This is a genomic window from Plantactinospora soyae, from assembly GCF_014874095.1.
GTDB classification, from domain to species: Bacteria; Actinomycetota; Actinomycetes; order Mycobacteriales; family Micromonosporaceae; genus Plantactinospora; species Plantactinospora soyae.
Genome location: NZ_JADBEB010000001.1, coordinates 485,455 through 501,266, shown reverse-complemented (window position 1 = coordinate 501,266; position 15,812 = coordinate 485,455). Strand labels below are relative to the sequence as shown.

Sequence of the window (15,812 nt, the reverse complement as noted above, 5' to 3'; positions counted from 1 at the left end):
GTCAGGCGTGACGAGCCGAACTTCCCAGAAGCATGCAGTTGCGGGGATGCTGCGGGTCAGAAGTCGCCCTCGGCGACCTGGAAGACGGTCAGGCCGAGTTCGCGCCACATCTGGACCACCTGCATCCGGTCGTCGAAGACCCCGACCACCCGGTACCGGTCGCGGATCTCCCGGTCGAAAATCTCCCGCTTGACGACGGAGTCCCGCCGGGCGTCGCCGACCGCCCGCATGTGCAGGGCCAGGTAGGGGAGACCGACGTGCTGGTCCAGCCACGCCGTGGTCTGCTCCCGGCAGGACGCGTCCCGCCCGGTGCAGAAGACCACGCCGTAGCCGGCGGAGTGCATCGCCCGGACCGCCGCGATGACGGCGTGGTTGGGCTGGTCCTCGCCGACCCGGCTCATGTCGTACGGGCTGCGTCCGGCCATCAGCGCGACCGTGCCGTCGATGTCCACCAGTACGATCTCCGGTGCGTCGGCCGACGGCGGTGGCGTGTAGACGGTCGCCGGCCCGCCCGGCTCGATGGTCGGCAGCGGTAGCGGCAGCTTACGACCGGCGAGATAGCGGTCGTGCAACCGCCGGATGGCCTCCTCGCCGACCCGGTCCTGCTCCGGCCGCTCGGCGTCGCGCCGCACACACTCGTCCACCGGTACGTCGGTGAAGTCGTGCACCTCGAAGCTCGCCCCGAACCGGGCGGCGAGCGCGGCCCAGTCCCGCAGGGTCCGGGACCGCAGGTTGGTGTCGTCGACGCAGACATCGGCCCGGGCCCGCAGCAGCGCCTCGACCTGTGCCCGCTGCACGACGGTCACCTGGCCCTCGGCCCACTGGGTGAACAGCCGCTCGCCGTGCAGCATCCGGCGCAGGTCGTCGCGGTTCACCCGGACCACGCCGGGCTGTAGCTTCCGGGCGAAGGTCGTCTTGCCGGACGCGGGCAGCCCACGGGTGACGATCAGTCGGGTCACGCCGTCTCCTCGCTTCGCTCGTCGTCGTCGTGACCTTGTCCACTGAGCTGGCCGGTGACCTCGCTGCGCTCAGTCACGCCCGTCTCCTCGCTTCGCTCGTCGTCGTCGTGACCTTGTCCACTGAGCTGGCCGGTGACCTCGCTGCGCTCAGTCACGCCGCCTCCTCGGTTCGCGCGGTCGCGCCGTCGCCACGTGAGGCGGGGGTCCAGTCGGCTGAGGGGCGGATCCGCTGCCAGAGCAGCGGGCGGTAGTCCTTGCCGTCGAGGCGCAGGAAGAGGTAGGCGCGCTCGGGGTGCCGGCCGGCGCGCTCGGCGAAGTCGCGACGGGTCCATCCCTCGGGCAGCTCGGCCACGATCTCACGGTACGCCGTCTCGATCTTCGCGGTCCGGGCCTCGACCGTCGCGGTCAGCTCGGCCACGACCGAGTCGACCCAGCGGTGGAACTCGTCGGGCAGCGGCGCCACCCAGGTGCCGAGATCCTGCCCGGTGACCAGGAACTCCCAGACGACCCGGGCGTTCAGCCCGAACGTCAGGCGGTGCAGCCGGACGTACTCCGGGTACTTGATCTTGACTCGGGCGTCGGTGTCCGGCCAGTGCACGACCAGGCCCTCCCGGCCGTCGCGTACCGGGGCGACAAGCGCCTCCGCGAGGGTGCGGTGCGGCAGTCGCTCGACCACCGGTCCGGGCCAGTCGGGCACCGCCCCGGGTCCGGTGCTGCGGCCGGTCGCGATCTCCACCATGCCGAGCAGCACCAGGTCGTCCAGGTCGCCGTAGTCGAGCACGATCCGGTTGGCCGGGTAGATGATCTCGACCAGCACGGTGTGACCGGGCGGCGGGGCGAAGTCGGGGTAGCGGCCGCGCAGCACGGCGGTCGCGTGCCGGGCCTGGTCGGAGTCGAACGATCCCCGGGTGGCGACCGCGAAGCCGTCCCCGTCCGGGTACAGGACGCCGAGCGAGCCGTCGCTCTTGTCGGTGATGTCCGCCGGTGCGTCCATCCGGAGGTCCGGTGCGCCCGGCTGGTCGTGGTTGAAGAACTTCGGGTACGGCCGGGCCAGCACCACCCCGGAGGCGTCGTCCACGATCAGACCCCGACAGGCCAGCGTCACCGGCGTCCAGTTACGGGCGTAGACGCACGATTCGGTGTAGTTGTAGATCGACAGCGTCCGGTCCGGATGGCGCTGCATCCGTACGTGGCCGTCCGCGATGGCGATTTCCAGCGCCGCCGGATCGAGGATGTCGGCGAGTCGGGTGACGGCAGCGGCGGCCGGGGCCACGGTGGCGGGATGGGCGGCAGCGGGGATCACGGGGTGTGCCTTCCGGCGGGGCGGGAATGCGAGAGGGAGGAGTGACGTTATCCGTCACGGATCGAGTGTGCAGCCCGATTTCGGGCCGGCCCCACAGCCATGGCACACTGGTCAGTCGGCCAACGGTTCCGGTTCACGCCTGAGTCCGTCACCTCGCAGCGATAGGCCTATCGCGGGTGACGGATGCCGACGGCGACCCGGCGACCATCGATGAAAGGACCGAGGCGACATGAAGCCCAGCATCCACCCCGAGTACGTCACGACCGAGGTGACCTGCTCGTGCGGCAGCACGTTCACGACCCGCAGCACCGCCAAGGGCGGCTCGATCCACGTCGAGACCTGCAGCGCCTGCCACCCGTTCTACACCGGCAAGCAGCGCGTGCTCGACACCGCCGGCCGGGTCGCGAAGTTCCAGCAGAAGTACGCCAAGGTTCAGGCGAAGAAGGCCAAGTAGCAGCGTCGACGGCGCCCGCCTCCGGTCCGTACCGGGGGCGGGCGCCGTCACACGTGCGCCATCTCACCGGCGCTGTGCCCACCGCGGGGACGCCGTACGGCGGCACCGTCGGCCTGCGTCGTTCGTACGCCCGAGCCGCGAGCCTGCCCGGCACTCCGGCGGCGGTGCGCGATGCGGTACCAGCAGAAGGAGTACGAGCATGAGCGGCGACCGGCTGGCCAGCCTCCTCGACGAGTACGCGGAGCTGGAACGACGGCTCGCCGATCCGGCGATCCACGGCGACCAGAACACCGCCCGGCGGGTGGGCCGACGGTTCGCCGAGTTGACCCCGCTGCACAAGGCCGCCGGTGAGCTGGAGCAGGCCCGCGCAGACCTGACCGCGGCCCGCGAGTTGGCCGCCGAGGACCCGTCGTTCGCGACCGAGGCGGAGTCGCTCGCCACGGTCCTGCCGGCGCTGGAAGCCCGGCTGGCCGAACTGCTGATCCCGCGTGACCCGCACGACGCCAAGGACGTGATCCTGGAGATCAAGGCGGGCGAGGGCGGCGAGGAGTCGGCGCTGTTCGCCGGTGACCTGCTCCGGATGTACCTGCGGTACGCCGAGCGGCACGGCTGGGCGACCGAGGTGCTCGACGCGCAGGACTCCGACCTCGGCGGAGTCAAGGACGTCTCGCTCGCGGTGAAGGCCCGGGGTGTGCCGGAGGGCGGCAACGGGGTCTGGTCCCGGCTGAAGTGGGAGGGCGGGGTGCACCGGGTGCAGCGGGTGCCGGTCACCGAGTCCCAGGGCCGGATCCACACCAGCGCGGCCGGCGTACTCGTGCTGCCCGAGGCCGAGGACGTCGACGTCACGATCGACCCCAACGAACTGCGGATCGACGTGTTCCGCTCGTCGGGACCGGGTGGCCAGTCGGTCAACACCACCGACTCGGCGGTCCGGATCACCCACCTGCCGACCGGGATCGTGGTCTCCTGCCAGAACGAGAAGTCCCAGTTGCAGAACCGGGAGCAGGCGATGCGGATCCTGCGCGCCCGACTGCTCGCCAACGCGCAGGAGCAGGCCGACGCGGCGGCCTCGGACGCCCGACGGTCGCAGGTACGCACCGTCGACCGGTCCGAGCGGATCCGGACGTACAACTTCCCGCAGAACCGGATCACCGACCATCGGATCGGGTACACGGCGTACAACCTGGACCTGGCGCTGGCCGGTGACCTGGACGGCGTACTCGACGCGCTGGCCGAGGCGGACCGGTCGGCACGGCTGGCCGGGGAGACCGAACTGTCCCGTCGCTGACCGAACCGTCCCGCCGCCGGTCGACCCCGGCCGGGGTGGAAGGGCGGGCGTCAGGGGGCCGCGTGGATCCGGGCCTTGGCCCGCAGCATCTCCCGGTCGGCGAGTTCGAACGCGGTGCCCAGCGCGTCCCGTAGGCCGGTGCCCGAGGCCCGTACCTCGGCGAAGCCGACGCTCACCCCGACCGGGGTGCCCGGGACCAGCGACTCCCAGTCCTCGGCGGCGACCGCCGCACCGATCCGCCGGCCCACCTCGCCGGCCTCGGCCATCCCGGCGCCGGGCAGCACCACGACGAACTCGTCACCGCCGTACCGGGCCACGAAGTCACCCCGGCGCATCACCCGGTTGATCACCCCGGCGATCCGCTGCAACACCAGGTCACCGGAGTGGTGCCCGTGCGCCGTGTTCACCGCCTTGAAGCCGTCCAGGTCGACCACGCCGATCACCGCCGGTTCGCCCCGGCTGACCATCCCGGCCACGTACCGCTCCAGCCGGCGCCGGTTCGGCAGCCCGGTGAGCGGATCGGTCAGCGCCTCGCCCTCGTACCGGGCGGCCTCCCGGCGCATCTCCTCGTGCTCGATCCGCGCCGCGATGCCGTCCACGTAGACGTCCCGGAGCCGGTCGTTGCGCTGGGTCGCCAACCGGAACGCGTACCGGTCGGCCCGGTGCGCGGCGGCGTGGTCGCCGATCCCCGCGTACGCCAGGCTGGAGAGCCGGGCGTGTTCCGCCGCGCCCAGCGTCTCCGCCGAGATCTGGATCGATTCGAGCCGGGTTATCGCCTCCGCCGGACGGCCGGCGGCGATGGCCAGGCACGCCCCGCCGAGTTGACGCATGTCCCGGGTACGGGTGCTGTCCCCGCCGTTGGCCAGCAACCACGCCGGATCGAGTTCCGGCACCTCCGGCCGGTCGGCCGCCGCGCCGAGGGCGGCCCGGCGGGCCAGCGCGTACCCGTACGCCGCCCGGCTGCTCGGGCGCAGTTGTCCGGCCGTACCGGCCCGGACGAAGCGTTCCAGGTCACCGCCGACGTCCCGGAGTACCCGCAGGCAGCCGTCGCTGTCCCCGTGATGGTCCAGCGCGACGGCGTTGCGGAGCCGGATGCCCGGGGCGGCGAAGGTCTCCTCCGGAATCCCCGAGGTGAGCCCCAGCCGACGGGCCCGCTCGATGGCCCCGAGGGCGTACCCGTGGAAGCTGAGGTACGAGTAGGCCATCGCCAGGTCGTGCCAGCCCCAGGCGGTCTCCCGGTCCGGGTCCTCCACCGAGCCCAGCGCCCGGGAGCCCCGCACCAGGTGGGTGACGCAGCGGTCCAGCGCGCCCTGGTTGTGCGCCGCCAGCGCGGCGAGGGCGTGCAGGTGCCCGTGCAGGTACGGGTCCGGCAGGTCCCGGGCCGCGTCGAACGCCTGCTCGACCGCCCTGGTGTACTCGGCCGTACGACCCAGGTTGAGGATGGCGGAGAGCCGCTGCAACAGCGCGTCCGCCCGGGAGTAGGGGTCGTCGGTGGTGTTGATGACCTGCTCGAGGATCAGACACGCCTCGGCGGACCGGCTGCTCTCCATGAGGGCGTGGGCGTGCATCAACTCCTCGGCCCGGTCTCCGACCCGGTCGAGCCAACTCACGCACAACCTCCATCGCCTCGCCAGCGGCCCCGTAAGTCCCTACAGCGGTCCCGTCGACCCGGCGGGACGTCCGTTCCGGTCGTCCGACCGGTCGGCGCACCCCGCCGTTCCGGAGCGGAAACGCACCCGTAACAGCATGATCCCCGGCCGACGTTTCATGATTATGTCGTGACACGCATTCCCCAGCATCCCGATGAAGGGACAGAACGGACCCGGCCATCGATCGCGGCCACGTTCGCGGCGACCGAACTGGCCCGATCCGGGGTCGGCCCGGCCCGGACCGAGGCGGAGCTGCTGGTGGCGTACGTCCTCGGGGTACGGCGCGGTGAGCTGGCCCTGGCCGACCCGCTCACCCCCGGACAACTCGCCCGACTCCGTGATCTCGTCGACCGGCGGTCCCGGCACGAGCCGTTGCAGCACCTGCTCGGCACGGCGGCGTTCCGGCACCTCGAACTCGCGGTCGGGCCCGGCGTGTTCGTGCCGCGCCCGGAAACCGAACTGCTCGCCGGCTGGGGCATCGTGCAGGCCCGTCGGGTCGGCCGGGTCGAGCCGGGCGGGGGAGACCTGGCCGGCGAGACCGGCCCGGTGGCCCCGGTAGCCGACGCCCGCCCCGGTCCGGTCCCGGCACCCGACGACCGGTCCGGCCCGCCGCCCGACGACCGGTCCGGTCCGGCCTCGGCGCCCGACGCCCGCCTCGGTCCGGCGGTTGCCGGCATCGGGCAGCGGCGGACGGCGATCGTGGTCGACCTGTGCAGCGGCACGGGCGCGATCGCGCTCTCCGTCGCCGACGAGGTGCCGGGAGCACGGGTGTTCGCGGTCGAGCGGGCCGCCGCCGCGCTGGCCTGGTTGCGCCGCAACGCCGACGAGCAGGCCGGGGCGGGCAGCCCGCCGATCGAGGTCGTCGCCGGTGACGTCGCGGACCCGGGTCTGCTCGACGACCTCGCCGGCCGGGTGGACGTGCTGCTCTGCAACCCGCCGTACGTCCCGGACGGCACCGTCGTACCCCCGGAGGTGGCCGGCCACGATCCGGCGGACGCGGTCTTCGGCGGCCCGGACGGGCTCGCGGTGATCCGGCTCGTGCTGGACCGGGCGGCCCGGCTGCTGCGTCCGGGTGGCGCCCTGGGCATCGAGCACGACGACACGCATGGCACGGTCGTTCCCGACCTGCTGCGTGCCGACGGCCGGTTCGTCGATGTCGCCGACCATCCGGACCTGGTCGGCCGGCCCCGGTTCGCCACCGCCCACCGGGCCGGCGCCACGCCCTGACCCGCCCCGATGTCGGCCGGCGGAGCCACCGGGCGGGGCGGCCGGGAACGGCGGCCAAGTACCCGTGCCACGATGGGCGCTCCGGCGTGGCAGACTGGCTCCTCGTGATGCTCTACGACTGCCGGTCACTCGCTGACCGTGACCGAGGCATTGCCGCGGCGATCGAGGCGGTCAAGAATGGCGAGCTGGTCGTCATGCCGACCGACACGGTCTACGGGGTCGGCGCGGACGCCTTCACGCCCTATGCCGTCAAGGCGCTGCTGAACGCGAAGGGGCGGGACCGGCAGCATCCTCCGCCGGTGCTGGTGGGTTCCCGGCGCACCCTCGACGGGCTCGTCTTCATGCTGCCGACCGCCGCCCGCGAGCTGGCCGACGCGTTCTGGCCCGGTGCGCTGACCATCGTGGTCGAGCACTCGCCCAGCCTGCAGTGGGACATCGGCGAGACCGCCGGCACGGTGGCGGTACGGATGCCGCTGCATCCGGTCGCCCTGGAGGTGCTCCGCGAGACCGGGCCGATGGCCGTCTCGTCGGCGAACAAGACCGGGCAGCCTCCGGCGGTCACCGCCGAGGAGGCCCGGGAGCACCTGGGCTACGCGGTGCGGGCGTACCTAGAGGCGGGGGTCTGCCCCGAGCCGGTGCCGAGCACCATCGTCGACGTGACCGGCGAGGTGCCCCGGTTGCTGCGCCAGGGCGCGATCCCGCTGGAGAAGCTGCGCGACGTGGTACCGGAGATCCAGAGCGAGGAGTACTGACGTGCCGCCGTTCACGGTGCTGCACGTCTGCATGGGCAACATCTGCCGGTCCCCGATGGCGGAACGGCTGCTCTCGCTGGCGGTACGGGAACGGCTGGCGCGGCGCTCGGCCGGTACGGCGATTGACGCCGGGGCGGCGGACCACCTGGTGCACAGCCACAGCGCCGGTACCGGTGCCTGGCACGCCGGTGAGGAGATGAACCCGCCGGCCGCCCGTCAGGTGCGGTCCCGGGGCGGCGACGCCGACGAGTTCGGCGCCCGCAAGCTCCGATCCGAGCACATCGACGCGGCCGATCTGGTGTTGACCGCCACCGCCGACCAGCAGGAGTACGTGGTGGCGTTGCGCCCGGACGCGGCCGGCCGCACGTTCGTGCTGGGCGAGTTCGGCCGCCTCCTGGCCGGCCTGGACATCTCGACGCTGCCGCCGGTCACCGACACGCCGGACCCGGACACCCTCTACGCCCGAGGCGTCGCCCTGGTGGCCGCCGTGGAGAAGGCCCGCCGGGGCTCGTCCTCCCCGCTCCCCACCGACGATCTCGACGATCCGTGGGGCCGTGGCGACCAGTGCTTCAGCCGCGTCGCCGACGAGATCGAGGAGGCGGTACGGCCCCTCGCGGCCGTCCTGCTGCCGTAAGGAAGGGCCCCTTCCTATCGCTTTCGGTAGAAGAAGGGCCCCCGCCTAACACCTGCCCGCACCGTCCCTCATTCGTGAATTTGGTGCGGATTAGGGCAAATCGGAGGCGGTGGGCCGAATATGGCGTCAGGCTGACTGAGTCCTGAACCCGACGTGCTCGTCCGGGTTGCGCCGTTTCGCCCGGGAGGTACCGCATGCTCCGGCTGCGGCTGAATCAACTCTGGACCCTCTTTCTGGCCGGAGTGCTCGCCGGCACCATTCTGGCGGCGGCGGCGCTGCCGGCGTACGTGCTGCTGGCGGTGGGGCTGAAGTCGGCCGGGGCGCGGTACGAGGACCTGCCTCAGGACCTGCGTACCCCGGCGACCGCCCAGCGCTCCTACCTCTACGCCGCTGACGGCCGGACGCTGATCACCTCGTTCTACGACGAGAACCGGACCAACGTGCCGCTGGCGCAGGTGTCCCTGGTGATGCGGCAGGCCACGGTGGCGGCCGAGGACTCCCGGTTCTACGAGCACGGCGGTGTCGACGTACGCGGCGTGCTCCGCGCGTTCGTCGCCAACAAGGTGGGCGGGGAGGTGCGGCAGGGCGCCTCGACGCTGACCATGCAGTACGTCCGCAACGTGCTCAAGAGCGATCCCAGCCTGACCGACGAACAGCGCGCCGAGGCCGTCGCCACCACCCCGGGGCGCAAGCTCCAGGAGATGCGGTACGCGCTGGCGCTGGAACGGCGGCTGTCCAAGGACGAGATCCTGAGCCGCTACCTGAACATCGCCTACTTCGGTGCCGGGGCGTACGGCATCGCCGCCGCCAGCCAGCGGTACTTCTCGAAGCCGGCCCGGCAACTGAACCTGGCCGAGTCCGCCCTGCTCGCCGGTCTGGTGCGGTCGCCGGAGACGGACAGCCCGATCGGCGGCGACGAGGAAGCGGCGCTGGCCCGCCGCTGGTACGTGCTGCGCCAGCTGGCCGGCACGGGGGCGATCTCGGCGGAGACGGCGACCCGGACCCAGGCGGAGCGGTTGGTGCTGCGGCCCGGCGCCGAACCGAACGACTGTGCCGACATCGTCGACGGGCGTTCCGACTGGGGCTTCTTCTGCGACTACTTCCGGCGTTGGTGGACCGCCAACCCGGCCTTCGGACACACGGTCGACCAGCGGCAGCAGGCGCTCCGCCGGGGCGGTTACCGGATCGTCAGCTCGCTCGACCCGGCCATCCAGGCAACCGCGCTGCAAGAGACCCTCAAGGTGTACGCCTACTCCGACCGCCGGGCCATGCCGATGGCGGTGGTCCAGCCCGGCAGCGGTCGGGTCCTGGCGCTCGCGGTGAACCGGCGGTACGGGCTCGACCCGAATCCCCCTGGGCAGGAGAACTATCCGAACACGGTCAACCAGTTGGTCGCCGGCGGCGGGGACATCGACGGCTACCAGGCCGGTTCGACGTTCAAGATGTTCACCATGCTCGCCGCGCTGGAGTCCGGGATGCCGCTCAGCTCGGGTTACGTCGCGCCGTCCCGGCTGTTGACCAGTTATCCGGTCAGCGGGCCGAACAGCTGTGCCGGTTACTGGTGTCCGGCCAACGCCAACCCGGCCTGGATGGACGGCTACCGCAACATGTGGACCGGCTTCGGGCGCTCGGTGAACACCTACTTCGTGGCGCTGGAGCAGCGGGTCGGCGCGGACGAGGCGGTGAAGATGGCCGAGCGGCTGGGCATCGTGTTCCGGGCCGAGGGCGACGCCCGACTGGCGACGTACGGGGCGCGCGGCTGGGGCGCGTTCACCCTCGGCGTCGCCGCCACCACCCCGCTCGACCTGGCCAACGCGTACGCGACGTTGGCCGCCGACGGGACGTACTGCAAGCCGTTGCCGGTGCTCTCCGTCGTCGACGCCGCCGGTCGGGCGGTACCGGCCGGCGCGCCGAGCTGTGGCCGGATGCTCCGGCCCGAGGTGGCCCGGGCGGCGACGGACGCGGCCCGCTGCCCGGTCGGCAACCAGTCGGCGTACCAGCAGTGTGACGGCGGCAGCGCGCCCGAGGTGACCAGGATCCTCGGCGCGCAGCCGGTGGCCGGCAAGACCGGCAGCGCGGAGGGGTACACCAGCGAGACGTTCGTCGCCTTCACCCCGCAAATCGCGGCGGCGGCCATCGCCGCGAACCCGGACGACCCGAGCGACGCGGTCGGCGCGGCGGTGCAGCGCAACGTCATCGCCGCCGTGGCCACCACCATGGCCTCGGCGTTGCGGGGCAAGCCACGGCGGGACTTCACCCCGCCCGGCCGGGAGATCGCCTTCGGGGAGAGCGCGGGTGACCTGGGCCCCCGGCCGGTCGTTCCGGTTCCGTCCGTGCCGGCTCCGGCCCCGACCGCCCCGGCCCCCGGTAGCACGCCGGTCCCGACCCCGCCGGTCTTCGTCGTTCCCCGTCCCACCCCGCCGGTTCCGACGAACCCGCCGGTGAAGCCGCCGACGACCCCGCCGGTCCGGACGCCGCCCGGCCCGGTCGTGCCCCGTCCCGTCCTGCCGGAGCCGACCCTGCCGGGTCTCGTCCTGCGGCCCTGAGCCCGTCGGGCGGTCCGCGCCACCCGCCGGTGCCGGCCGCCGGCAGGTCGGCCGGCCGTGACCCGGGTACGCCCCTAAACTCGGACCCGGCCCGACGGCGAAGGTGACGAGGGGACGTGTCCGGCATGAGCGAGCAGAGCGGAACGTCGACGCCCTTCTGGGGGCCGGACTTCGACGAGCTGGCCGAGACCGACCCGGAGATCGCGGCGGTGGTGCTCGGCGAACTCGACCGGGTGCGCGGCGGGTTGCAGTTGATCGCCAGCGAGAACCTGACCTCACCGGCGGTGCTGGCGGCGCTCGGCTCGACGCTGAGCAACAAGTACGCCGAGGGCTATCCGGGGCGCCGCTACTACGGCGGGTGTGCCGAGGTGGACCGGGCCGAGCAGATCGGCATCGACCGGGCGAAGGAGCTGTTCGGCGCCGAGCACGCCAACCTGCAACCGCACTCCGGGGCGAGTGCCAACCTGGCCGCGTACGCCGCGCTGGTGCAGCCCGGCGACACGGTGCTGGCGATGGACCTTCCGCACGGCGGCCACCTGACCCACGGCAGCCGGGTCAACTTCTCCGGCAAGTGGTTCGCCCCGGTCGGGTACCAGGTGCGCCGGGACACCGAGCTGATCGACTACGACGAGGTACGGGACCTGGCCCTGGCGCACCGGCCCAAGATGATCATCTGTGGGGCGACCGCCTATCCCCGGCTGATCGACTTCGCCCGGTTCCGGGAGATCGCGGACGAGGTCGACGCGTACCTGATGGTGGACGCCGCGCACTTCATCGGGCTGGTTGCGGGCCGGGCGGTCCCGTCACCGGTGCCGTACGCCGACGTGGTCTGCGCCACCACCCACAAGGTGCTGCGGGGGCCGCGTGGTGGCATCATCCTGTGCCGCGGGTCACTCGCCGACCGGATCGACAAGGCGGTCTTCCCGTTCACCCAGGGCGGGCCGATGATGCACTCGGTCGCGGCCAAGGCGGTCGCGCTGCGCGAAGCGGCGTCGCCCGCGTACCAGGCGTACGCTGCCCAGGTGGTTCACAACGCGCAGGCGCTCGCCGCCGCACTCGCGGCGGAGGGAATGCGCCCGGTCTCCGGCGGCACCGACACCCACCTCGCCCTGATCGACCTGCGGGAGGTCGGTGTGACCGGCCGGGACGCCGAGGCGCGCTGCGACGCCGCCGCGATCACCCTGAACAAGAACGCGATCCCGTACGACCCGCTGAAGCCGATGACCGCCTCGGGTATCCGGGTCGGCACCCCGAGCGTCACCACCCAGGGCATGGGTGCGGAGGAGATGCGCCGGGTCGCCGGGTTCATCTCGCGTGCGGTGCGGACCGATCCGACCGCCCCCGGTGGTTCGGACGTGCTCGCCGGCCTCGCCGTCGAGGTCGCCGACCTGGTGGCCGCCTTCCCGGCGTACCCCCGTGGCTGAGCCGGCGGACCGGTCGGTCGAGGTGGCGGAGCGCGCCGAGACCGAGCCGGCGGTGTCGCCGCAGCAGGGTGCCGGGGCCACCGAGGCGGCCGACGGCGCCGGGGCGGTGGATCCGGACCGGCACTGGCGGTTGGCGCACCTGCCGGCGGTTCTCGGCGCCTCGCTGGGCCTGCTGGTCCTCGCCACCGTGCTCGGCGGACTGGTCGGCGGCGGTGCCGGCGCGGCCGGCGCGGCGGCCGGGGTGGGTCTGGTCACCGTGAGCTACCTGTCGTCGACCCTGGTGATCGCCTGGGCCGACTCGGTCCACTCCAGTCTCGTGCTCCCCTTCGGCGTGGCGATGTACGTCGCCAAGTTCACCGTGATCGGCGTGGTGATGGCCGGCGTCGACGACAGCGGCTGGGCCGGCCTGGCAACGTTCGGCTGGGCGGTGGTGGCCGGGGTGATCGCCTGGACCGGGGCGAACATCTGGTGGGTCACCACGGTGCACCAGGCCCGGCTGCGCCGCGCCGTCCAACGCTGACGCGCCCCACTTCCTGACCGCTTCGGACCTGCGGTAAGTCCCGTGCACGGGACTACACAGAAAACTGTCAGTGATCGGTCATTTTCCCGTGGGCGGAACGGGAGTAGCGTGCCCACAGACGACGCGCCCGCCAAGAGGCCCACACAACCACGTTGTGCGGGGGGTGTGGCACAGCCTCGTATCCCCGGCTGATATCGTTCGGCCGTCATGACCGGTGACCAAACCCCCCAACCCGCAGGTGACTCGGGCACGCCCGAGGCCGGCGAGGGCTGGACTGCGCTGGCATACCTCATTGGAGGTCTGTCGGTGTGGGGATTCATCGGTTGGTTGGTCGACCAGTGGCTCGAAACCGATGGCCTCGCCACCGGGATCGGGTTCCTGCTCGGCGGGGCCGGGGGCGTCTACCTGGTCATCCGCCGGCTCGGCACCCCTAGGTAGGAAGGGACGCGGTGATCGGACAGTCGGTCGTCCTCGCGGAGGGCGAAGTACCGTTTCCACCCAGCGTGGAGGACTTCTTCCTGCCGAGCATCTATCCGTGGGGAGAGCACAACTCCTACTGGATCACGAAGTTCACGGTACTGATCTGGTTGGGCGTCGCGGCGACCATCATCTTCTTCCTGGTGACCTACCGGAACCCGAAGCTGGTGCCGACGAAGAAGCAGTGGATCGCCGAGTCGATCTACGGCTTCGTCCGGAACAACATCGCGGTCGACATGATCGGCCACCGCGGTGTCGCCTTCGCGCCGTACCTCACCACGCTGTTTGTTTTCATCTTCGTGAACAACCTGTGGCAGATCATTCCGTTCGTCCAGATCTCGCCGATGGCACACATCGCGTTCCCGGCGATTCTGGCGATCATCAGCTACGTGATGTTCATCTGGGTCGGCATCCGGCACCACGGTTTCGGCAAGTTCTTCAAGCATTCCCTGATGCCGCCGGCGCCGTTGTTCATGCAGCCGCTGCTGATCCCGATCGAACTCTTCTCGACGTTCGTCGCCCGGCCGGTGTCGCTGGCGCTGCGGTTGTTCGCGAACCTGTTCGCCGGACACATCATCCTGCTGGTCTTCACGCTGGGCGGCTTCGTCCTGCTGAACGCCGACTCGCTCTTCCTCAAGCCGATCTCGCTGCTCTCCTGGGCGGTGTCGATCGCGATCACCTTCCTTGAGGCACTGGTGATCGTCCTGCAGGCCTACATCTTCACCGTGCTGACCGCGAGCTACGTGCAGGGTGCGCTCGCCGACGAACACTGACCTACACAACCGCACACCGTTGTCGTCCCGCGTGAACCGTCACGCGTGATTTCAGGAGGAACCAACCAATGATGACGTCCCTTGCCGCCGTCGAAATTACCGGCAGCCTCAGCGCCATCGGCTACGGCCTCGCGGCCATCGGCCCGGGTATCGGTGTCGGCCTGGTCTTCGCCGCCTACATCAACTCGACCGCCCGCCAGCCCGAGTCGTCCCGGCTGACCCTGCCGTACGTCTGGATCGGCTTCGCCGTCATCGAGCTGCTGGCCCTGCTCGGCATCGCCTTCGGCTACGCCTTCGGTAACTAGCCGTACCCCTCGAACGGGAGGTTCCGATGTTCGCCATTCTCGCCGCGGAGGGCGCTACCGAGCACAACCCGATCATCCCGCTGTGGCAGGAGATCGTGGTCGGCTCGGTGGCCTTCGCCATCCTCTGCTTCATGCTGATGAAGTACGTCTTCCCGCGCATGGAGCAGACCTTCCAGGCCCGGGTCGACGCGATCGAGGGCGGTATCAAGCGCGCCGAGGCCGCCCAGGCCGAGGCCAACCAGGTGCTGGAGCAGTACCGCGCCCAGCTCGCCGAGGCGCGTACCGACGCGGCGAAGATCCGCGACGATGCGCGGGCCGACGCCGAGGGCATCCGGTCGGACGTCCTCGCCAAGGCCCGGGAGGAGTCGGACCGGATCATCGCGGCCGGCAAGGACCAGCTCGCGGCGGAACGGGCGACCATCGTGCGCGAACTGCGTACCGAGGTCGGCACGATCGCGGTCGACCTGGCCAGCCGGATCGTCGGTGAGTCGCTGGCCGACGAGGCCCGTCGCAAGGGCACGGTCGAGCGGTTCCTGGCCGACCTGGAGACCGTCGGTGCCGGCAACGGTTCGGCCAACGGCTCCGCCGTGCGGGCGAGCTGATGCAGGCCGCCAGCCGGGAGTCGTACGCGGCCGCGGGGCAGCGTCTCGACGCGTACGCCCGGGACGCCGAGGCGTCCCGGATCGCCACCACCGGTGACGAGATCGGCCTGGTGTCCGGGGTGCTGCGGCGCGAGCCGCGGTTGCGTCGGGCCCTGTCCGACCCGGCCCGCAGTGGTGAGGACCGGGCCGGCCTGCTCGACACCATGCTCGGAAGCAAGATCGGTGCGGACGCCAAGGAACTGCTCGGCGTTCTGGTGACCGGCCGTTGGTCGACGCCGTCCGAGCTGCTCCAAGCCACCGAGCGGCTGGGTGTGGAGGCGCTGCTGGCCAGCGCCGACCGCGCCGGGGACCTGGGCGAGGTGGAGGACGAGCTGTTCCGCTTCGGGCAGGTCGTCGCCGCGGACCCGGAGCTGAGCAACGTGCTCTCCGACCCGATCGCGCCGATCGCGCAGCGGGCCGAGCTGACCGGCTCGCTGCTGTCCGGCAAGGCCAGCGCGGTGACCATCCGGCTGGTCGAGGTGGCGCTCGCCGGGTTCGGTGGGCGCTCCTTCACCGGGGCACTGACCCGACTGGTGGAGCTGGCCGCCGATCGGCGGGACCGTCAGGTGGCCTACGTCACCGTCGCGGCCCCGCTCACCGAGCAGGAAGAGCAACGGCTGGGGAGCAAGCTCGCCGAGCTATACGGTCGAGACGTCACCGTCAAGCAGACGGTGGATCCGGCGGTACTCGGCGGGCTGAGCGTCCAGATCGGATCCGATCTCTACGACGGCACGATCCTGCGCCGCCTCACCGACACCCGAAACGCGCTCGCGAAGCGTTGAGCACATCCTGACGCCCGCGCCGAGCGCCGAGCAGACATTCACCGCCGTTCCGGTTAACCGGGCCCTGAATAGAGGAAG

Annotated in this window: 17 protein-coding genes; 13 read left to right on the top strand and 4 right to left on the bottom strand. The window is 71.7% G+C overall.

The features are described from left to right. Nucleotides 1-56: 56 nt before the first annotated feature. Genes H4W31_RS02210 through H4W31_RS02200 form a run of 3 tightly spaced genes read right to left on the bottom strand, consistent with a single transcriptional unit; the run spans nucleotide 57 to nucleotide 2,262 of the window. On the bottom strand, nucleotides 57-959 hold the full coding sequence (locus H4W31_RS02210; protein WP_192765108.1) for a phosphatase domain-containing protein: 903 nt from the start codon (nucleotides 957-959) through the stop codon (nucleotides 57-59). After that, nucleotides 956-1,114 carry a hypothetical protein gene (locus H4W31_RS02205; RefSeq protein ID WP_192765107.1) on the bottom strand — a complete coding sequence of 53 codons (159 nt, stop codon included), beginning with the start codon at nucleotides 1,112-1,114 and terminating at the stop codon, nucleotides 956-958. The genes H4W31_RS02210 and H4W31_RS02205 overlap by 4 nt, the downstream gene beginning before the upstream one ends. Then, on the bottom strand, nucleotides 1,111-2,262 hold the full coding sequence (locus H4W31_RS02200) for an RNA ligase (protein WP_318782983.1): 1,152 nt from the start codon (nucleotides 2,260-2,262) through the stop codon (nucleotides 1,111-1,113). The genes H4W31_RS02205 and H4W31_RS02200 overlap by 4 nt, the downstream gene beginning before the upstream one ends. A gap of 229 nt (nucleotides 2,263-2,491) precedes the next feature. Here H4W31_RS02200 and rpmE point away from each other — a divergent pair, with 229 nt between their 5' ends. Together rpmE and prfA are read left to right on the top strand one after the other, a co-directional pair. Further along, nucleotides 2,492-2,716, top strand: coding sequence for a 50S ribosomal protein L31 (rpmE, locus tag H4W31_RS02195; RefSeq protein WP_192765106.1), 225 nt, complete (start codon nucleotides 2,492-2,494; stop codon nucleotides 2,714-2,716). A gap of 199 nt (nucleotides 2,717-2,915) precedes the next feature. Next, nucleotides 2,916-4,004, top strand: coding sequence for a peptide chain release factor 1 (gene prfA, locus H4W31_RS02190; protein WP_192765105.1), 1,089 nt, complete (start codon nucleotides 2,916-2,918; stop codon nucleotides 4,002-4,004). Nucleotides 4,005-4,054: 50 nt separating this feature from the next. On the opposite strand, the gene H4W31_RS02185 is transcribed toward prfA, so the two are convergent. After that, on the bottom strand, nucleotides 4,055-5,614 hold the full coding sequence (locus tag H4W31_RS02185; RefSeq protein WP_192765104.1) for a GGDEF domain-containing protein: 1,560 nt from the start codon (nucleotides 5,612-5,614) through the stop codon (nucleotides 4,055-4,057). A gap of 222 nt (nucleotides 5,615-5,836) precedes the next feature. Here H4W31_RS02185 and H4W31_RS02180 point away from each other — a divergent pair, with 222 nt between their 5' ends. From H4W31_RS02180 to H4W31_RS02130, 11 genes are all read left to right on the top strand, one after another. Next, nucleotides 5,837-6,880 carry a N5-glutamine methyltransferase family protein gene (locus tag H4W31_RS02180; RefSeq protein WP_404825682.1) on the top strand — a complete coding sequence of 348 codons (1,044 nt, stop codon included), beginning with the start codon at nucleotides 5,837-5,839 and terminating at the stop codon, nucleotides 6,878-6,880. Nucleotides 6,881-6,987: 107 nt separating this feature from the next. Then, nucleotides 6,988-7,632: an L-threonylcarbamoyladenylate synthase gene (locus H4W31_RS02175; protein WP_192771786.1), complete on the top strand. Its 645-nt coding sequence runs from the start codon at nucleotides 6,988-6,990 to the stop codon at nucleotides 7,630-7,632. A gap of 1 nt (nucleotide 7,633) precedes the next feature. Next, nucleotides 7,634-8,266, top strand: a complete 633-nt coding sequence (locus tag H4W31_RS02170) for an arsenate reductase/protein-tyrosine-phosphatase family protein (protein WP_192765102.1) — start codon at nucleotides 7,634-7,636, stop codon at nucleotides 8,264-8,266. Nucleotides 8,267-8,460: 194 nt separating this feature from the next. Continuing rightward, on the top strand, nucleotides 8,461-10,812 hold the full coding sequence (locus H4W31_RS02165; RefSeq protein ID WP_192765101.1) for a transglycosylase domain-containing protein: 2,352 nt from the start codon (nucleotides 8,461-8,463) through the stop codon (nucleotides 10,810-10,812). A gap of 125 nt (nucleotides 10,813-10,937) precedes the next feature. Then, nucleotides 10,938-12,236 carry a serine hydroxymethyltransferase gene (locus H4W31_RS02160; RefSeq protein WP_192765100.1) on the top strand — a complete coding sequence of 433 codons (1,299 nt, stop codon included), beginning with the start codon at nucleotides 10,938-10,940 and terminating at the stop codon, nucleotides 12,234-12,236. Next, nucleotides 12,229-12,756: a hypothetical protein gene (locus H4W31_RS02155; RefSeq protein WP_404825553.1), complete on the top strand. Its 528-nt coding sequence runs from the start codon at nucleotides 12,229-12,231 to the stop codon at nucleotides 12,754-12,756. The genes H4W31_RS02160 and H4W31_RS02155 overlap by 8 nt, the downstream gene beginning before the upstream one ends. A 207-nt stretch (nucleotides 12,757-12,963) precedes the next feature. Continuing rightward, the gene (locus H4W31_RS02150; protein WP_192765099.1) at nucleotides 12,964-13,194 is read left to right on the top strand and encodes an AtpZ/AtpI family protein; all 231 of its coding nucleotides are present in this window, start codon (nucleotides 12,964-12,966) and stop codon (nucleotides 13,192-13,194) included. A gap of 11 nt (nucleotides 13,195-13,205) precedes the next feature. Continuing rightward, nucleotides 13,206-14,006 carry a F0F1 ATP synthase subunit A gene (gene atpB, locus H4W31_RS02145; protein WP_192765098.1) on the top strand — a complete coding sequence of 267 codons (801 nt, stop codon included), beginning with the start codon at nucleotides 13,206-13,208 and terminating at the stop codon, nucleotides 14,004-14,006. 71 nt (nucleotides 14,007-14,077) lie between these two features. After that, nucleotides 14,078-14,311: an ATP synthase subunit c family protein gene (locus H4W31_RS02140; RefSeq protein ID WP_192771784.1), complete on the top strand. Its 234-nt coding sequence runs from the start codon at nucleotides 14,078-14,080 to the stop codon at nucleotides 14,309-14,311. 26 nt (nucleotides 14,312-14,337) lie between these two features. Beyond that, complete coding sequence (locus tag H4W31_RS02135; protein WP_192765097.1) at nucleotides 14,338-14,913, top strand: F0F1 ATP synthase subunit B; 576 nt, start codon at nucleotides 14,338-14,340, stop codon at nucleotides 14,911-14,913. Next, nucleotides 14,913-15,734, top strand: coding sequence for a F0F1 ATP synthase subunit delta (locus tag H4W31_RS02130; RefSeq protein WP_192765096.1), 822 nt, complete (start codon nucleotides 14,913-14,915; stop codon nucleotides 15,732-15,734). The genes H4W31_RS02135 and H4W31_RS02130 overlap by 1 nt, the downstream gene beginning before the upstream one ends. Nucleotides 15,735-15,812 lie beyond the last annotated feature (78 nt).